Annotated in this window: 8 protein-coding genes and 3 pseudogenes; all 11 read right to left on the bottom strand. The window is 55.3% G+C overall.

The features are described 5' to 3' along the window. Positions 1-239: 239 nt before the first annotated feature. Positions 240-2838: pseudogene (locus ABRP30_RS12075) on the bottom strand (RHS repeat-associated core domain-containing protein); the annotation flags it as partial. Positions 2839-3713: 875 nt separating this feature from the next. Then, positions 3714-4085 (bottom strand): hypothetical protein, encoded by a 372-nt coding sequence (locus tag ABRP30_RS12070; protein ID WP_349975518.1) that lies wholly within the window; start codon positions 4083-4085, stop codon positions 3714-3716. Further along, positions 4082-6084, bottom strand: a pseudogene (locus tag ABRP30_RS12065) (RHS repeat-associated core domain-containing protein). Before ABRP30_RS12065 ends, ABRP30_RS12070 begins: the two are co-directional and overlap by 4 nt. A gap of 194 nt (positions 6085-6278) precedes the next feature. Beyond that, positions 6279-6920, bottom strand: coding sequence for an imm11 family protein (locus ABRP30_RS12060; protein ID WP_372490448.1), 642 nt, complete (start codon positions 6918-6920; stop codon positions 6279-6281). Continuing rightward, a pseudogene (locus tag ABRP30_RS12055) lies at positions 6917-9451 on the bottom strand (RHS repeat-associated core domain-containing protein); the annotation flags it as partial. The gene ABRP30_RS12060 and the pseudogene ABRP30_RS12055, both read right to left, overlap by 4 nt. A 529-nt stretch (positions 9452-9980) precedes the next feature. Next, positions 9981-10184 carry a hypothetical protein gene (locus tag ABRP30_RS12050; RefSeq protein WP_349974183.1) on the bottom strand — a complete coding sequence of 68 codons (204 nt, stop codon included), beginning with the start codon at positions 10182-10184 and terminating at the stop codon, positions 9981-9983. A gap of 130 nt (positions 10185-10314) precedes the next feature. After that, positions 10315-10878: a hypothetical protein gene (locus ABRP30_RS12045; RefSeq protein WP_349974184.1), complete on the bottom strand. Its 564-nt coding sequence runs from the start codon at positions 10876-10878 to the stop codon at positions 10315-10317. Next, positions 10878-15092: an RHS repeat-associated core domain-containing protein gene (locus ABRP30_RS12040; RefSeq protein WP_349974185.1), complete on the bottom strand. Its 4215-nt coding sequence runs from the start codon at positions 15090-15092 to the stop codon at positions 10878-10880. The genes ABRP30_RS12045 and ABRP30_RS12040 overlap by 1 nt, the downstream gene beginning before the upstream one ends. Before the next feature lie 6 nt (positions 15093-15098). Beyond that, complete coding sequence (locus tag ABRP30_RS12035; protein ID WP_349974186.1) at positions 15099-15566, bottom strand: DUF1795 domain-containing protein; 468 nt, start codon at positions 15564-15566, stop codon at positions 15099-15101. 36 nt (positions 15567-15602) lie between these two features. Continuing rightward, a complete protein-coding gene (locus ABRP30_RS12030) occupies positions 15603-16193 on the bottom strand; it encodes a hypothetical protein (RefSeq protein ID WP_349974188.1) in 591 nt (196 codons plus the stop codon). Between the two features lie 10 nt (positions 16194-16203). Then, a complete protein-coding gene (tssI, locus tag ABRP30_RS12025; protein WP_349974189.1) occupies positions 16204-18057 on the bottom strand; it encodes a type VI secretion system Vgr family protein in 1854 nt (617 codons plus the stop codon). Positions 18058-18220: the final 163 nt, after the last annotated feature.

Here is an 18220-nt window from a genome sequence, read left to right as displayed (position 1 = left end):
ATCACTCCAGTTTTCGTCTCATAGTGTTCTATATAAGCCTGTTCAAAACCGCGAGCCTCACCATAGGTCACATTTTTATCAAGCGGGACCATTTGAGATCCACGCCCTAACCTTCCTGTGCCCATGTGCTCATTCCTCCGGCGGGATAAATCATCAGTGATCCCTACGTAGTAGGGCTTTTCAGCACCTTTATCAAACAACCCATAGACATTATAGCCAGGCGCTAATTCATGTACCCATCCAAGAGGGTCAATCCATCGCACTGGGTTTGGAGTGTATTTGTAAAGATTATCCCCACCTTCCAACCCTATCGGATCTGGAGTGATGAAGCGTCCAATTTCTGGATCATAGTACCTGAAGGTGTTGTAGTTAAGGGCTGCCTCATTGTCAAAATACTGCCCTTGAAAGCGCATATTCTGCTCGACCTCACTGATCGTCAGCTGCTCAATCGCCCCCCACGACCGATACGTCGCCTGCCAGACAATCTCGCCCTGACTATCAGTCAGCTCCAGCGGCGTACCAATCTGATCGGTATGGAAGTAATAGATCTTCTGCTCATCCCCTTCCGCCTGGTCAACCCGCGCCAACGGCGCATAGCTACCCGGCTCATAGAGATACAAAATGCTCTGCTCCGGCGTCTCCTCACGCAGCATCCTCAGCCCTTGCCAGAGGAAGTGCTTCTGCTCCGAGGTGCCGCCGATTTCAGCGGTTTTGGCAATCCGCCGCCCCAGGCTGTCATAGCGATAAGCGCCCGTACTTTCCAGCTTGCCGTTGACCACTGTCTCGGCACGCACCAGCCGGTTCTCGCAGTCATAGCTAAAGCTCTGCAGCTTGCTGTGCCCCGAACGCTTCTCGATCAGATTCCCCCAAGGGTCGTAGCGGTACTCCTGATCCCGCCAACGCTTGATACGGTTGTCCTTGACCTTCTCCAGTTGCCGCGCATTGAAGTCCAGGCGGTTGGCGGCCGGGTCATAGCGGAACTCTTCGCTGCCGACCAACGAGCCGGTATCGCGGCTATGCAACTGGCCGTTGGCTTCGTATTCGTACTTGATCTCGCCACGCAGCTTGTCCAGCGTGCGCACCAATTCGCCCGCCGGGTCGTACTGGTAGCGACGGTGAATCGGATTGTAGGCGTGCTCCACTAGCAACGAGGTATTGATACCGGGGTTGTGCACCTGCGACAGCTTTTCTGCCGGCAGGGTCGAAGCAAACTGCCACGCCTTGCGCCCCATGGCGTCGTAGCCAAAGCAACTGGTCAGCTTGCCCTGCGTGCGATATACCTCACGGTGCAGGTCATCGCGTTCCATGTCGCTGATGACCTGGCCGTCCAGGTTCAGCTGGTGCAGGTGGCCGCTGCCGTAGTACAGGTGGTTGACCTTGCGCCCGTCCGGCAGGGTCAGCGTGGTCAGGTTGCTCAGCGGATCATATTCGTAGCCGAGCACGCCTTGTGGGGTGATTTCTTGGGTCAGTCGCCCCAGCAGGTCATAGGCGTATTCCAGCTTTTCTTCGGTGATGCCGAGTTGTTTGCCGATGCCGCTGGGTTGCCGCTCAATGCTCAGCAACCGGTCAACATCGTCATAGGCATAGTCTTGTCGCGCATCACGGTTGAGCTTGGCCATCAGGCGGCCAATGGGGTCGCGTTCGAACAGCGTTTCGCGCTGGGGCTGTTCACCGTTCTCGCCGTAACCAATTTCATCCAGCCGAGTCAGATGACCGCCGTCGTTGTAGGTGAAACGCCGCGTCAGGTTGTCCACCCGCACTTCTTCAATCAGCCGGTCCGAGGCATCGTACGCAAAGCGGTACGGCATGCTGTTTTCGTTGACCAACGCGGTCAGGCGCACGGCCTTGTCGTACTCATAGCGAACTTGCTGACCTTTGGCATCCTGGCGGCTGCTCGGCAGGCCTCGGGCGGTGCGCAACAAACGCGTGGTCTGGCCCTTGCCATCGGTATGGGTCAGCACCTGGCCGTACGGGTTGTAGGTAAAGGTCTCTGCCGTGCCGTCCGGGTGGTCGATCTTGACCACCTCCCCGTCCGGTTTGCGTTCCAGCATGGTGGTCTGGTTCAACGCATCGGTCACGGCCACCAGGTGATGGCGCTCGTCGTAGCGGTAATAGGTGTTCTTGCCCGAACAGTCCTGATACCGCTCGACCTGGGCCAGGGTGTTCCACCACAGGTGCTTGGATTTGTACGTCGCATCGATGATGGTGTGCGGCAGGCCATCATCGCCGTTGAGGTACTCGGTCATCTGGCCCAGCGCATCGATTTCGGCGAGCAGGTTGCCCTTGTCGTCGTAGCGCGCCTGCCAGGTGCTGCCGTCCGGGTAGGTGACCTTGGTCACGAGGGTGGTCAGGTGGTGGTATTCGTAGGCGATGGTGCGGCCCAGCGGGTCGGTTTCTTCGAGCAGGCGGGCGAACTCGTCGTACTTGAAGTGCAACTGGTTGCCGTCCGGCAGGGTCAGGCCGACCATGTTGCCGAAATCGTCCAGGTCGATGGCGTAGCGCTCGCCGCCGTAGTCGCGGCTGGCGATGACGCGGTGGTCTTCGTTGTATTGAATCTCCAGCTCGCGGCCGAGCACGTCGGTGGCCCAGCTGGTGCGCTGGGTGAAGTCGTAGCGGAAGTGGAAGTGCTCGCCGTCGCTGGTCCAGTGCTCGACCACGCGGGGTTTCCCGTTGAGGGTTTCCCAGCGGTAGTGGCAGCCCAGGCCAATGGCGTTGCTGTGGGTCACCATCACGCCGTCGGCGTAGCTGAAGCTGCGCAGGGGTGCCGCTGGTGGCGCTGATGTCGGTCAGCGTGCCTTGTATGGTGCAGGTGCAGTGCAGGAAGTGGCCGAGGCCGTTTTTTAAAGCGTTGCAGCAGTTTGGCACTTCGCCAACAGGACTGAGGCTTGTGCCTCAGGCCTTAATTTAGATTTTTAAAGATCAACTGGTTAGACAAGCGGAATTTGCAACGCCAACCATACCCTTTGTAAACTCATGGAACTCCAACCCTGCCAATCAAAATCCTTAGCTACTAATAATGCTTAGCTGATTAGTCACGCGCTCACAAATCAATCTCTGGCTCATCTTTTAGATCAAAAACAAAAACAACGAACATCTGAGCCAGCCAACGATAAGCTTAGTTAATTTTCACTAACAGGAAGTTCAGAGCTATAAGATCGGTCGAATCAAAACATGCTCACCCGCCGACCAAGTCAAGGCAGAAAATTACCACCATCATAAATTGCAAATGAGAGCAACGTTACAGGCATAACTTGTTAAACTTTCACAGTTACAATAGCCCACCGAAACAATTCGCATCAGAAGCATCTTGAGCCCCAGACCGTGCTATAGCTTTAATCGAATCGCTTCGCTTTCGTCATCACTATCTCACCAAGTCGTATCACTTACCCCGCCCCAAAAAATGCTTCAATGACTCTGGCAATTGAGCAAAAATCTGAGTTTCGAAGCGCTGCGACATCATTAAGATCAATCGCCACCTCAGACCAGGACAATTCCGACTTAATAAAGAGCCTCGCAAACCAGCATGTTGCAGCGGTGCTTTTTTAGTTCATGCCACCATCTATTAAATCGCAATTCCAAAAAGTGGCTGAAGAGTATCTTCAGCCTGTGGCAAGGCAGGACTTCTCGTCAATTGCTTGCTAAACTCTCGGAGCTCCGTAGCGGCATCACAGAAGCCTACCGCTACTACCCCCCCCACTCCTACACAGATCTGCTCACCTCGGAAAGCACCCGGAAACATAACTAGCCAAAAGCTTACTAATAAAATCCACGCTGTGGAACTTAGAAGCCGATTCTGCAATAAGTCCAAAATCATCCGAGATATAACCTGCAACTTCAGAATTACTCACAAGAGAAAAAACCTTTTTGAAGACCAACTCTCTTATCTCACTTACAATTACCTCGCTCCCGCAGACAGGGTAATCAAGAGCCTTAAGCTCTTCAAAAGCGCTGACCCACGCCTCATCAAACTCAGGCTCGTCACGCTCATCTAAAGCGTTATCCCAGTCACTAACACCATTCAAGATAGTTTCAAAAAAACCATCTCTCTCAACAATCTGCTTTATAGAATCCAAAGAATTACTCATCTCAAGCCACTCTCTTTAAGCCAGTTTTCAATTAAATCAACCGCTGCGCGCGGAGTAACACTTTCCCCAAGTACATGAGTTCCATTTGGAGAAACCACATCTACCTTTATGTGATCCAAATCTTTATATGCCTCTCGATACGCAGAAAAAAGCTGATCATCAGTGCCCTTGAAGTCTCCTTGTCGTGGACCAATTGGCCCTCGTTCCGCCTCATGTAGAAGCCAATGTTCATGCTCTGGATTTTCCCCCTTTGGAAATAATGTCGGCCTGGTTTTATCAGATCTCGATACGGCAAAAGGTCTTCCTTTAGACTTCCGTACCGATGGAACATGATGCCCAAACTTACTCACACCCATCCCTTTCTTTTCGCACCAGCCCCATGGGTCGATTCTATTAAAGGGATTAGAAACATAGCTATAAAGATCGTATCCGCCCAACAGGCCTATCGGGTCATGGCTGATGAAGCGACCGGTTTCAGGATCATAATATCTAAAAGTATTGTAATGCAGTCCCGTCTCGTCATCATAGTACTGACCTTGGAAACGCAGATTCTGCTCAATGTTACTGATGGTAAGCTGCTCAATCGCTCCCCAAGAACGATACGTCGCCTGCCAAACGATCTCGCCTTCGCTGTTACTTAACTCTAATGGCGTCCCAATCTGGTCCGTATGGAAGTAGTAGACCGTCTGCTCTTCCCCTTCAGCCTGATCAACGCGAGCCAACGGCGCATAGCTGCCCGGCTCGTAGAGATAGAGGATGCTCCGCCCCGGCATCTCCTCACGCAGCATCCTCAGCCCTTGCCAGAGGAAACGCTTCTGCTCGGTGGTGCCGTTGATCTCGGACTGCTTGGCTACCCGTCGACCCAGGCTGTCATAGCGATACGCGCCGGTGCTTTCCAACTTGCCATTGACCAGCGTCTCAGCCCGAACCAGCCGGTTCTCACAGTCATAGCTAAAGCTCTGCAACTTGCTATGCCCCGAGCGCTTCTCGATCAGGTTGCCCCACGGGTCGTACCTATACTCCTGATCCCGCCAACGCTTGATGCGGTTGTCTTGGACCTTCTCAAACTGCCGCGCATTGAAGTCCAGCCTGTTGGCGGCCGGGTCGTAGCGGAACTCTTCACTACCTACGAGGGAACCGGTATCACGGCTGTGCAACTGGCCGTTGGCTTCGTACTCGTATTTGATTTCGCCACGCAATTTGTCGAGGGTGCGTACCAACTCCCCAGCCGGGTCGTACTGGTAACGGCGGTGAATCGGGTTGTACGCATGCTCCACCAGCAACGACGTATTGATGCCGGGGTTGTGCACTCGCGACAGCTTGTCGGCGGGTAGCGTTGACGCAAACTGCCAGGCCTTGCGGCCCATCGCATCGTAACCAAAGCAACTGGTTAGCTTGCCCTGCGTGCGATACACCTCGCGGTGCAGGTCATCGCGTTCCATATCGCTGATGACCTGGCCGTCCAGGTTCAGCTGGTGCAGGTGACCGCTGCCGTAGTACAGGTGATTGACCTTGCGGCCATCCGGCAGGGTCAGCGTGGTCAGGTTGCTGAGCGGGTCGTATTTATAATCCAGTGCTCCGCTCGGGGCCAGCTCCTGCGTCAAGCGTCCCAGCAGGTCGTAGCGGTAACTCAGCTTTTCACCCGTGATACCCGATTGCTTGCCCAAACTGCTCGGCGTGCGCTGAATGCTCAGCAGTCGGTCGGCCTCGTCGTACTCGAAATCCTGGCGGGCATCGCGGTTGACCTTGGCCAGCAAGCGGCCAATCGCGTCACGCTCGAACAGCGTGTTGCGTTCCGGGCGCTCGCCGTTTTGCCATAGCCGATTTCGTCCAGGCGAACCAGATTGCCGCCAACGTCATAGCTGAAGCGCCGGGCCAGGTTGTCCACCCGCACTTCTTCACTCAGGCGGTCCGAGGCGTCATAGGCAAAGCGGTAGGCCGCGCTGTTTTCGTTGACCAACGCAGTCAGGCGAATCGCTTTGTCGTACTCGTAACGAATCCACTGCCCTTTTACATCCTGGCAGCTGCTGGGCAGGCAACGCGAAGTACGTTGCAAGCGCGTGGTCTGGACTTTGCCGTCGGTGTGGGTCTCCGCTCCCAAAACTCACATACGATTTTAAAGAGCAGTATTCCATTTTAAGAATCCTGGATGACAAACTGAGCATCTTTACACAACGCGTAGCTGGACAGCCCTCAGATATCGTCCAGCTCAGACCAAGGATCGTACTTGTACGTGTCATCTATTAGCAAAAATGATATCCCTTTCAATTCTCTTGCAGCCGCAAAAAAACGCTGACTGCAAAATAGCTCCAAAGTTTCCTGACATCTAAACATATCACTCTGTATATCTTTGGATATCACAAGCAAATCTATCTTATCGATACTCACTGAGCATGGATAAAGGGAGCTATCAATTACTTTACCTGTCTCAATATCTTTCGAGACTTTGTATATTGACTTAGCTTTATCCATTGCAGCCAAGCTTTCCCCTGGAAGGAAAATAAAAAACTCACCCCGCCGAGTCTTTTGCCCTACTTGCAACTCGAGCGGGACCGCCCTATACTTGACTCCCAAACTATCGCAAACATCTAAAAATCTCTGAGAAACATAGGTAGCTCCAATCTGGTAAAAATCGAAGTCGATCTTATTAATATCTAAATTCGAATCCGTCAAATGAAGTTTGTATTTATGCTTTATTTCTAGCTCTTGTGGATTGGCTTCATAGGGATCCCATTCGAACCTTTCGCAATTAAAGAAGCCCGCCATACTTACGGGGCCTCCAGCCTCCGTTAAGTCAGTATTCATAACATAATAAATGTTTTCATTAGTGCTCATAGGAGTCGCCCCGTAATAGCATCCACAACAAACTTATTAGCCTCAAGCCCTTCCCGTGCGAAATTTTGTATTTTCCCGATACCCAAAACTAACTGCGTATCTGACAATTTTTGAGCCTCAAACAGCTTATTTAATGCCGAGACCTTTGACTCAATCACATCAGTATACTTTGCATGGTTTGACCAATGCCCCGGAAGATCTATTTTTTGCGTCAAACCTTTACTACCTGGTAGAAAAATCCCATTGGAAGGTCCATCACCGTTGAATCCTGTAGATTTAAGCCGATCAAACATTTTGGCATATTGTGGGTTATTAAGGATTTCTTCAGGTATAAGGTGATGGTTTGCCATCCCGTCACCTTTTCTAGCCCCCATGTTATTGCCCAGCTTTGTAGAGCACCACCCCAGCGGGTCAATGCTGAGAACAGGGTTTGCAGCGTACGAGTAAATATTAATCCCGCCTGCCAAACCTATTGGATCCTGCGATAAAAAACGCCCAATTTCAGCGTCGTAGAAGCGAAATGTGTTGTAGTGTAAACCTTTTTCACTATCAAAATACTGGCCTTGGAATCGCAGATTCTGCTCGACTTCATTGATCGTCAGCTGCTCAATCGAGCCCCACGAACGATACGTCGCCTGCCAGACAATTTGGCCTTCGCTATCAGTCAGCTCCAGAGGCGTTCCAATCTGGTCCGTATGGAAGTAGTAGACCTTCTGCTCGTGGCCCTCCGCCTGATCAACCCGAGCCAACGGTGCATAGCTGTCCGGCTCATAGAAATACAGAATACTCTGCTCAGGCGTCTCCTCACGCAGCATCCGCAGCCCTTGCCAGAGGAAGCGCTTCTGCTCCGTGATGCCGTTGATTTCCGACTGCTTGGCTACCCGTCGACCCAGGCTGTCATAGCGGTATGCGCCAGTGCTCTCCAACTTACCATTGACCAGCGTCTCCGCCCGCACCAGCCGGTTCTCGCAGTCATAGCTAAAACTCTGCAGCTTGCTGTGCCCCGAGCGCTTCTCAATCAGGTTGCCCCACGGGTCATAGCGGTACTCCTGATCCCGCCAACGCTTGATGCGGTTGTCCTTGACCTTCTCCAGTTGCCGCGCATTGAAGTCCAGCCGGTTGGCCGCCGGGTCGTAGCGGAACTCTTCGCTGCCAATGAGGGAACCAGTATCGCGGCTATGCAACTGGCCGTTGGCTTCGTACTCGTATTTGATTTCGCCACGCAATTTGTCGAGGGTGCGTACCAACTCCCCAGCCGGGTCGTACTGGTAACGGCGGTGAGTCGGGTTGTACGCATGCTCCACCAGCAACGACGTATTGATGCCGGGGTTGTGCACTTGCGACAGCTTTTCTGCCGGCAGGGTCGATGCAAACTGCCACGCTTTGCGCCCCATGGCGTCGTAACCAAAGCAACTGGTGAGCTTGCCCTGGGTACGGTACACCTCGCGGTGCAGGTCATCGCGTTCCATATCGCTGATGACCTGGCCGTCGAGATTCAGCTGGTGCAGGTGACCGCTGCCGTAGTACAGGTGATTGACCTTGCGGCCATCCGGCAGGGTCAGCGTGGTCAGGTTGCTGAGCGGGTCGTATTCATAATCCAGTGCTCCGCTCGGGGTCAGCTCCTGCGTCAAGCGTCCCAGCAGGTCGTAGCGGTAACTCAGCTTTTCACCCGTGATACCCAATTGCTTGCCCAGACTGCTCGGCGTGCGCTGAATGCTCAGCAGTCGGTCGGCCTCGTCGTACTCGAAATCCTGGCGGGCATCGCGGTTGACCTTGGCCAGCAAGCGGCCAATCGCGTCACGCTCGAACAGCGTGTTGCGTTCCGGGCGCTCGCCGAGGCGAATCGCTTTGTCGTACTCGTAACGAATCCACTGCCCTTTGGCATCCTGGCGGCTGCTGGGCAGGCCACGCGAGGTGCGCTGCAGACGCGTGGTCTGGCCTTTGCCGTCGGTGTGGGTCAGCACCTGGCCCAGGGCGTTGTAGGTAAAGGATTCGGCGGTGCCATCCGGATGGCAGATGCGCAGCACTTCGCCGTCGGGTTTGCGCTCCAGCGTCGTGGTCTGGTTCAGCGCGTCGGTGACGGCGATCAGGTGCTGCCGCTCATCGTAGCGGTAGTAGGTGCTTTTGCCTGAGCAGTCCTCGAAACGATCGACCTGGGCGTAGGCGTTCCACCACAGGTACTTGGACTTGAAGTTCGCATCGATGATGGTATGCGGCAGGCCGTCTTCGCCGTTGAGGTACTCGGTCTTGTGGCCCAAGGGATCGATTTCGGCGATCAGGTTGCCCTTGGCATCGTAACGAGATTTCCAGATGCTGCCATCGGGGAAGCAGGTTTCAGTCACCAGTGGCGTGGCGAGGTGATGTTTGTAGCTGATCTTGCGGCCCAGTGGGTCGGTTTCCTGGACCAGCCTGCCAAAGTCGTCGTACTTGAGCGCCAGGTGATTACCGTCCGGCAAGGTGAAGCCAATGATGTTGCCGAACGCATCGAATTCCATGCCGTAGCGCTCGCCGCCAAAGTCACGGCTGGCGACGCAAATCAAGGGCATTGCTGTGGCGGACCACGACTTACTGAACCGTCAGACCCAATGACCGTTCCGATTGAAAGGTAATGGCAACTCGGCATTCGAAGAAGATCGTGGATTAAGGAGGTGTTCAACCCCCCAAAAAAACGCTAAGTTGTAAAAGAGCAATCTGCCAACGCCCATCAAGTCTCACAGCGACACATGATACCTGACTTACCAAAGGCCGCTACACCTTGAAGTGTACGCCACAAATATTGTTTTTCTCAAAAATAGTCTCCACCCGAGCAGCCACAACAATCGTAGCGATACCTTCCTCAGCCTTTATAATATTGCTGGACAAGTCAGCACCCTCAGGCAACATAATCTTACTAAACCATCTCGGCCCATCCGGCAATTAACTAAGCAAGGGTTCAATTTCAGAATTCTCCAAATCAAACACAGGCAATGTAGTGGCAACATTGAATACCTTATACCCGGCATAGGCGACTCCTGAAACTACTAATTAAGCATCAATAAACTGACACCAGAAACACCCTCCTTAACCATTAACTCGCACAGTCGCAGCACGGTGCGGGTCATCGCGCTCCATGTCGCTCATCATCTGGCCGTCCAGATTCAGTTGGTGCAGATGGGCGCTGCCGTAGTACAGGTTGTTGACCTTGCGCCCGTCCGGCATGGTCAGCGTGCTCAGGGATTCGTATTCATAGCCGAGCACGCCTTGCGGTATTATTTCCTGGGTCAATCAGCGCTGCGGGTCATTACCGTATCGGCGATGCCCATTTACCTGCCGATGCTGGTTGAGTACATGGTTACCGGCCAGGTCGTCCATGGCCAGATGCGGTACCGGTTCCACCACTCTGCGATCATTGCTATTAACCGGCCAACTCATAATCCAAGTCGTCTACTGAACGATCCTTGGAAACAGCGGGCAAGCAGTCCACCGCTTGAAAAATCAAACCATAGCCGCAGTTGGCGAAAGGACTCCGAAGTCCTACGTATCCATTAATTGTCAAATTGTAAAGGCCTGATTCGATTTCAAGAAAATCATTACTCGAAAGTCGGGACTCGTACCTCTTCCTGTAACTCAAGAAAAAGTCATCATCCCAATCCAAAAGAGCATTTAAATCAGACGCAATCATAATGCCTGATTTAATATTGATCGGAAAATCAGAGTAAGAAAACTTTGGCACTGGCAGTTCATACTTAGCATCATTTTCGTTTTCAATGAAAACTGAGTAATCCTGCTCTGAGATTTGATACATTGGACAAATCACGCCGTTTTCAACAGCAGCCCTACCCAAATTTTCATCCTGAATAAACTGCTCGAACACGTTTGAATCTGTAACACCATTATGCTTCAAGAAATTTGACAATACCAGCGGGTCAAACAACACAATGCCTGGGGAAAACAACTGAATATTAGCTTTTGTTTTCATTAACCACACCCTCCTGCAGAATTACTACTCGAAGCCTTACCCAGAGACTTGGTAAGAGCCTCACCGATTGTTACGTTTTTCGCAAGAACCTCACCAGAACGTGGGATTTTGAGTGTTCCTTTTTGAGGGAAACCCTCATATGCCTTATCCAGCTTTTTAACTAGGCCCTCAGTAGTTCCCTCAAACTTCCTGTTGAAAGGTACTCCTTCTTTTCTAATCGCGTCATGAAACTCCTGGTGCAATTTATCAGAGCCTTCAATCTCATTAGGGAACCATGATGGGGAATCAAGTTTAGTACCCAGTTCAGGGAACCCGTGAGTGTTCGCATGAGCACGCGGAAAAGGGTGATGCCCCATTCCGTCAGGCTTTAGAGGTTTCCAAAATGCCATCCATCCCCATGGATCGATCCACGATGATGGATTTGGTGCATATCGGTAAAGGTTGAGTCCTCCATTTTTCCCAATTGGATCTTGAGTAGTAAATTTGCCTACTTCTGGATCGTAATATCGGAAAGTGTTGTAATTTAGATCATTTTCATCATCGAAGTACTGGCCCTGGAAGCGCAGATTTTGCTCGACTTCATTGATCGTCAGCTGCTCAATCGCGCCCCAAGACCGATACGTCGCCTGCCAGACAATCTCGCCCTGACTATCAGTCAGCTCCAGCGGCGTACCAATCTGATCGGTATGGAAGTAATAGATCTTCTGCTCATCCCCTTCCGCCTGGTCAACCCGCGCCAACGGCGCATAGCTACCCGGCTCATAGAGATACAAAATGCTCTGCTCCGGCGTCTCCTCACGCAGCATCCTCAGCCCTTGCCAGAGGAAGTGCTTCTGCTCCGAGGTGCCGCCGATTTCAGCGGTTTTGGCAATCCGCCGCCCCAGGCTGTCATAGCGGTACGTCCCGGTGCTTTCCACCTTGCCATTGACCAGTGTCTCAGCCCGCACTAAGCGGTTCTCGCAGTCATAGCTAAAGCTCTGCAACTTACTATGCCCCGAACGCTTCTCGATCAGGTTGCCCCACGGGTCGTAGCGGTACTCCTGATCCCGCCAACGCTTGAGGCGGTTGTCTTTGACTTTCTCCAATTGCCGCGCATTGAAGTCCAAGCGGTTGGCCGCAGCGTCATAGCGGAACTCTTCGCTGCCAATGAGGGAACCAGTATCGCGGCTATGCAACTGGCCGTTGGCTTCGTATTCGTACTTGATCTCGCCACGCAGCTTGTCCAGCGTGCGCACCAATTCGCCCGCCGGGTCGTACTGGTAGCGACGGTGAATCGGGTTGTAGGCGTGCTCCACCAGCAGCGAGGTGTTGATGCCCGGGTTCTGCACTTGCGACAGCTTTTCCGCCGGCAGGGTCGAAGCAAACTGCCACGCCTTGCGCCCCATGGCGTCGTAGCCAAAGCAACTGGTCAGCTTGCCCTGCGTGCGATACACCTCGCGATGCAGATCATCGCGTTCCATGTCGCTGATGACCTGGCCGTCCAGGTTCAGCTGGTGCAGGTGGCCGCTGCCGTAGTACAGGTGGTTGACCTTGCGCCCGTCCGGCAAAGTCAGCGTGGTCAGGTTGCTTAGCGGGTCGTATTCGTAGCCGAGCACGCCTTGTGGGGTGATTTCCTGGGTCAGTCGCCCCAGCAGGTCATAGGCGTATTCCAGCTTTTCTTCGGTAATGCCGAGTTGTTTGCCGATGCCGCTGGGTTGCCGCTCAATGCTCAGCAACCGGTCAACATCGTCATAGGCATAGTCTTGTCGCGCATCACGGTTGAGCTTGGCCATCAGGCGGCCAATGGGGTCGCGTTCGAACAGCGTTTCGCGCTGGGGCTGTTCACCGTTCTCGCCGTAACCAATTTCATCCAGCCGGGTCAGATGACCGCCGTCGTTGTAGGTGAAGCGCCGCGTCAGGTTGTCCACCCGCACTTCTTCCACCAGCCGGTCCGACGCATCGTAGGCAAAGCGGTACGGCATGCTGTTTTCGTTGACCAACGCGGTCAGGCGCACGGCCTTGTCGTACTCATAGCGAACTTGCTGACCTTTGGCATCCTGGCGGCTGCTCGGCAGGCCTCGGGCGGTGCGCAGCAAACGCGTGGTCTGGCCCTTACCATCGGTGTGGCTCAGCACCTGGCCGTAGACGTTGTAGGTAAACGTCTCTGCCGTGCCGTCCGGATGGTCGATCTTGACCACCTCCCCATCCGGTTTGCGTTCCAGCATGGTGGTCTGGTTCAACGCATCGGTCACGGCCACCAGGTGATGGCGCTCGTCGTAGCGGTAATAGGTGTTCTTGCCCGAACAGTCCTGATACCGCTCGACCTGGGCCAGGGTGTTCCACCACAGGTGCTTGGACTTGTACGTCGCATCGATGATGGTGTGCGGCAGGCCATCATCGCCGTTGAGGTACTCGGTCATCTGGCCCAGCGCATCGATTTCGGCGAGCAGGTTGCCCTTGTCGTCGTAGCGCGCCTGCCAGGTGCTGCCGTCCGGGTAAGTGACCTTGGTTACCAGGGTGGTCAGGTGGTGGTATTCGTAGGCGATGGTGCGGCCCAGCGGGTCGGTTTCTTCGAGCAGACGGGCGAACTCGTCGTACTTGAAGTGCAACTGGTTGCCGTCCGGCAGGGTCAGGCCGACCATGTTGCCGAAATCGTCCAGGTCGATGGCGTAGCGCTCGCCGCCGTAGTCTCGGCTGGCGATGACGCGGTGGTCGGCGTTGTACTGCACCTCCAGCTCGCGGCCGAGTACGTCCGTGGCCCAGCTGATGCGCTGGATGAAGTCGTAGCGGAAATGGAAATGTTCGCCGTCGCTGGTCCAGTGCTCGACCACGCGCGGCTGGCCATTGAGGGTTTCCCAGCGGTAATGGCAGGTCAGGCCCAGGGCATTACTGTGGCTTGCCATTACGCCGTCGGCGTAGCTGAAGCTGCGCACGGTGTCGCCGTTGCGGTTGATCACCGTGCTGAGCTGGCCGTGTTCGTCGTAGCGGTATTGAGCCAAGGTTTCGACCGCTTCGTTATTCACCACCCGCTTGATGTCGGTCAGCCGGCCCAGCGGGTTGTCGTAATGCAGGTGCACGCGGGTGCCACCGGTGGCACTGATATCGGTCAGCCTGCCATCCTCAGTGCGGGTGAAGTGCAGGAAGTGGCCGAGGGCGTTTTCGATGCGCTGCAGCGGCACGTCGGTGTCGGTGTCTGGTACTTCGCCGAAGTAGAAGAACAGGTTGTCCAGCGTCTGCAGAATGTAGTGGCCGCCCTCGGTGCACACCAGGTACACCTGCTCGTGCGGGTTGTAGATGCGTTCGCCCGGCTGCAGGGTCACGAACGGTACTTCGCGGCCCTGGTTGTCGGTGAGGTAGATGAAGCTGCCCTTGCGGCGCAGGCTTTGTTCCCACGGCAATACCCAGCCGCGGCCGAGCACGCTGTCGACTGTCAGGTCGCTGGCGTAGAAGCGCGACCACTCGATGGGCATCAGGCCGGGCAGGCTGAAGTCAATTTCGTCGGGGATGAGTTTGCGGCCGGTGGTCAGGTCTACCGGGTTACCGGTGAGGGCGCCCATGGCCCGCTGCGCTACCGGTTCAACTACGTAACGGCTGGCGACTTCGCCGGCGACAAAGCCTGCGGTGAACTTCAGGGCGCAGGGCATGACGGCTTTCATGCCGGCCTGGGTGCCGGCCTTGATCAGCTGGGCGATACCGCCGGCGGCACCGGCGACGGCCATCAGCACGTCTACGGTCGTGCGCAGCCATTTCGGGACTTCGTCGTCCACGGGCAGATATTGGTAGGTACCACCGCCAATCAACACGTTGTCCGAACCACCGGAAATGGTCGCACCACAGGTCAGTTTGTCGCCCTTGCGTGCAGCCGCAACGCTATTGATGAAGACGTTGGTCGAGCCTTCGGCGATCTTCACCGGCCCTGGGTGTTTGTCGCAGGCGCCGATGCTTTTTTCAACGCGTGCGGCTTTGAGGCTGTTGATGAACACATTGGGTGAAGCGGTGGCTATCGTCCCTGAGGGGGATGACCGACTTCGCCCCCACGCCTCCCCCGCAGCAGTGAGCAAGCTACCGCCGACGCCCGCTGCCATACCGGCCAGCAGTGCGACGCCAAACCCACAGGTGAAGGTGGCGATGGCCACCGTGGCCACCAGCGCGATACCCAGGGCGGCTCCAAGAAGGAACCCTCCGAGTGCACTGGTGTGCGCGATTTCGTCGCCGAACCGGGCTGCTTCGAACATGAGGGGTTACTCCTGTTCGCTTGGCTCGGTAGTCGTCCCACCGTTCGTACGGGGTTGGAAGCTGGCCAGCAGGTTTTGCCAGTCCTGATTCTGTTGAGGGCTGAAGTCTGCCTGGGCTGTGGTGGAGAAAATCAGTGCGCGTTCAGGCGTCAGCAGAAACGCGGCCTGGCGCTGGTAAAACGGGCGGCCTTCATTGATGTAGTACGCATCGATCTGCAGCCCCTCGATGGGCGCTGTGGTCGACAGGGTGACGGCTTTCGTGCCCAGGAGCGAGTAGTTGCGCAGCTTTGACGAAAGCATTTTCACCTGCCGTTCGACGTAGGCTTTCAACGCCTCCCCCGGCAAAAGGTTGTCCCTGGAAACCGTGATACTCAAGGGAGCAGGAATACTGGCACCCAATACGAACATGTTGACGGTGCGGTCCTGAAAGCCCTCTGGCAACACGATGCCGCCTTCCTGCAGTTGATAGTCCATGTAATGAAAATTCCTGATAACGAAAAAGGTTGAGCCTCAGTTGCCGACAAGGCCTGCCAGCATGCTGTCAAACTGGATCAGCCAGAGGCTGAGCGCTGGCCTGGAGGGGTCGACCACACACGAGATGTCGACCCACTGCAATTTGTCCTGCCCTTCGACTGGGACCAGAGCCCCAACCAGCCTGCCGTGCCGTTGCTCTAGGCCGGCCGAAAAATGGAAATCCAGGACCTTGGCTGCATTGCCGGCAAGGCTGCAATCACGCTGCCGGATCACGCGCAATGTCGAGTTCGACTCACGCAGCGCCTGTATCGAGGCGTCGAACAATTGCTCCAAGGTTTGCTGCGCGGGCGCATCGCGGCGCCGTATTTTTAGCGAGACAGGTTCGCCTTCATGCTCGAGGGTGGTCTGGATGTCGCGAAAACGAAAGCCGGCCGGAAACTGCAGGTTGAAGCCACCGAAGGTAAACCCGCTGGCCACGTCCCGCAGCGCCACAGGTACCGGTTCGGGTTCCGGCTCAGGCTCCGGCTCGAGTACCGAGGATGCCTCTGCCAGTTTGGCCAGGCGCGCCTCCTCTTCCAGCGCTTCCCGCTTGGCGGAGATACGGTCGTAGATCGAGGGTTTGTACATGAGCCTGGCCTCAGTCGTTGATCCGCACCGGGGCGCCAGTGATCTTGGTGATGTCGGTACTGGTGGTGGTAATGACTTTGCCCTTGATCTGGATGCCTTCAGGGGTCAGCGTGATGCTGCTGTCGCCGACCTTCAGGATGATGTGCTGCTTGGCCGCCACCTGAATGAACTGGTTGTCGACCTGCAAGGTGTAGGAGCCCTCGGTCACTTTCACCACGGTGTCTTTCTTGACCGTTTCGTTGTGCGTACCGCCAACAGTGATCGTGCGGTTGTTCCCCACTTCATGTTTCTCATCCAGCTCGATCTCGGTGTCCATGTTCCGCTCGGCGTGCATGATGATCTGCTCGGCGCCGGCCTTGTCTTCAAAGCGGAAGAAGTTCGCGGTACCGCCGTCGCCCTTCATCGAACGGGTCAGGAAACCACTCTGGGTCTTGTTCGCTGGCAACGACCATGGGGGGGTGTTGCTGCTGTTGTACAGGCTGCCCATGATCAGCGGGCGATCTGGGTTGCCGTCGAGGAACACCACCACCACTTCATCGCCGACGCGGGGGATCTGGATGCTGCCGAAGCCGCCGCTGGCACCGGACTGGGCCACGCGGACCCAGCAGGAGCTCTGGTCGTTGAACTCACCGTTGCGGTCCCAGTGGAACTGCAGCTTCACACGCCCCAGTTCGTCGGTATAGATCTCTTCGCCGGGCGGGCCGACGACGATGGCCGTTTGGGGCCCGGAGATGCCTGCCCTAGGCGTGCTCAATGACGGGCGGAACGGGATTTTGCGCCGGATACAGGTAAAGCTGTTCCCGTAGCCTGCCTCACCGTCATTGGCGTAATTGTTACGCCCCCAGTGAGTGACGGATAGCAGAAGAAACTGGCGATCGTCCGGAGTGTCGTTGTCGTGATCGTAATGCTGGCTAAGCTCGAAGTAATGACCCGGCTCCATGGCGCGACAATTACTCTTGCCGTGGAATGTCTTGCCGTCCACCTCTATTGCCTCGAGCCGACGCCGAGCCTTGCGCAGGCCCTCATCTGAATCGGCGTAGCCGTAAAGGCCTTCGTATTCGAAGACTTCGTACTGGCCGACCTCGCCCTGCTGGTTGACGGAATTCAGCTGTACCAGATGCGGGTTGGCAGGTTGCTTGTAGTCGAACGACTTTAGAGCCAAGCGCGTTGGCTGCATCCGCCGCGCCGAAGACCACGCGGTGATCGAGTCTGCTGTTTCAGTTACCGACGCACTGTGGTAACGGATCAGCGGCTGGCGCTCCAACTGCGGAAGGATGCTGCTGTCATCGCTGATGATCATGCGATGGCCTTCCTGAGAATGCTCGAAAGTGAAGAACAGACCTTCATGTTCAAGCATACGCAGCACGAAATTCAGGTCGGATTCCTGATACTGCGTGCAGTAACTGATCGGTTTGAGCGGTTGGCTCAGGCGGAATTCATGGTCGGCCAAGGTCAGGTAGTAGTCGAAGACTTCCTTGACGATCTGCTCGGTGGTCTTGTCTTGGAAGATGCGCGAATCACGGCGACGGCTGAGAATCCAGAGCCATGGCACCAGCTCTGCGCTGTAGTTAGCAATCCCCCCGTCGGCACCGGTATGCACGAAGTCAGACGCATGCGCACTGAGGTATCTGGTACTCCCATCGGCAAGCGCGATGCCTACAGTTACCTTCTTGCCAATGAGTTTCTTGAGCTCGATCCGAGCATCCTGGGAGATGAGTTCTGCCTGGAAGCTGAAGAGTTCCGAAATCGCCTCGCGGCCGCTGAAACTAAGCAGTTGGAGCTCTTGTTCGGGAGGCAAAGGTGAGTCGAAGGTGAACAGGCGTTTATTCTGCGTGAGCATCGACTCGAGGGCGTCCGTAATCATTTCAATGCATCCTGCATCAAGCTGGAAATCTACCAATGAAAACGTGGTTCGCCGGTGCTGTCAAATGATGCCATTGAGCCATCTCCCTTTCACCCAAGCTGAAATCACATGACGTCATGACCATGAGTTTGCTCTGGCTGACGTCTGAGGTGTAGGCTCCCTG

Source organism: Pseudomonas sp. WHRI 8519 (assembly GCF_040224055.2).
GTDB classification, from domain to species: Bacteria; Pseudomonadota; Gammaproteobacteria; order Pseudomonadales; family Pseudomonadaceae; genus Aquipseudomonas; species Aquipseudomonas putida_X.
Note: the sequence above shows the minus strand (reverse complement) of the source record. Positions and strands in the feature narration are given on the sequence as shown.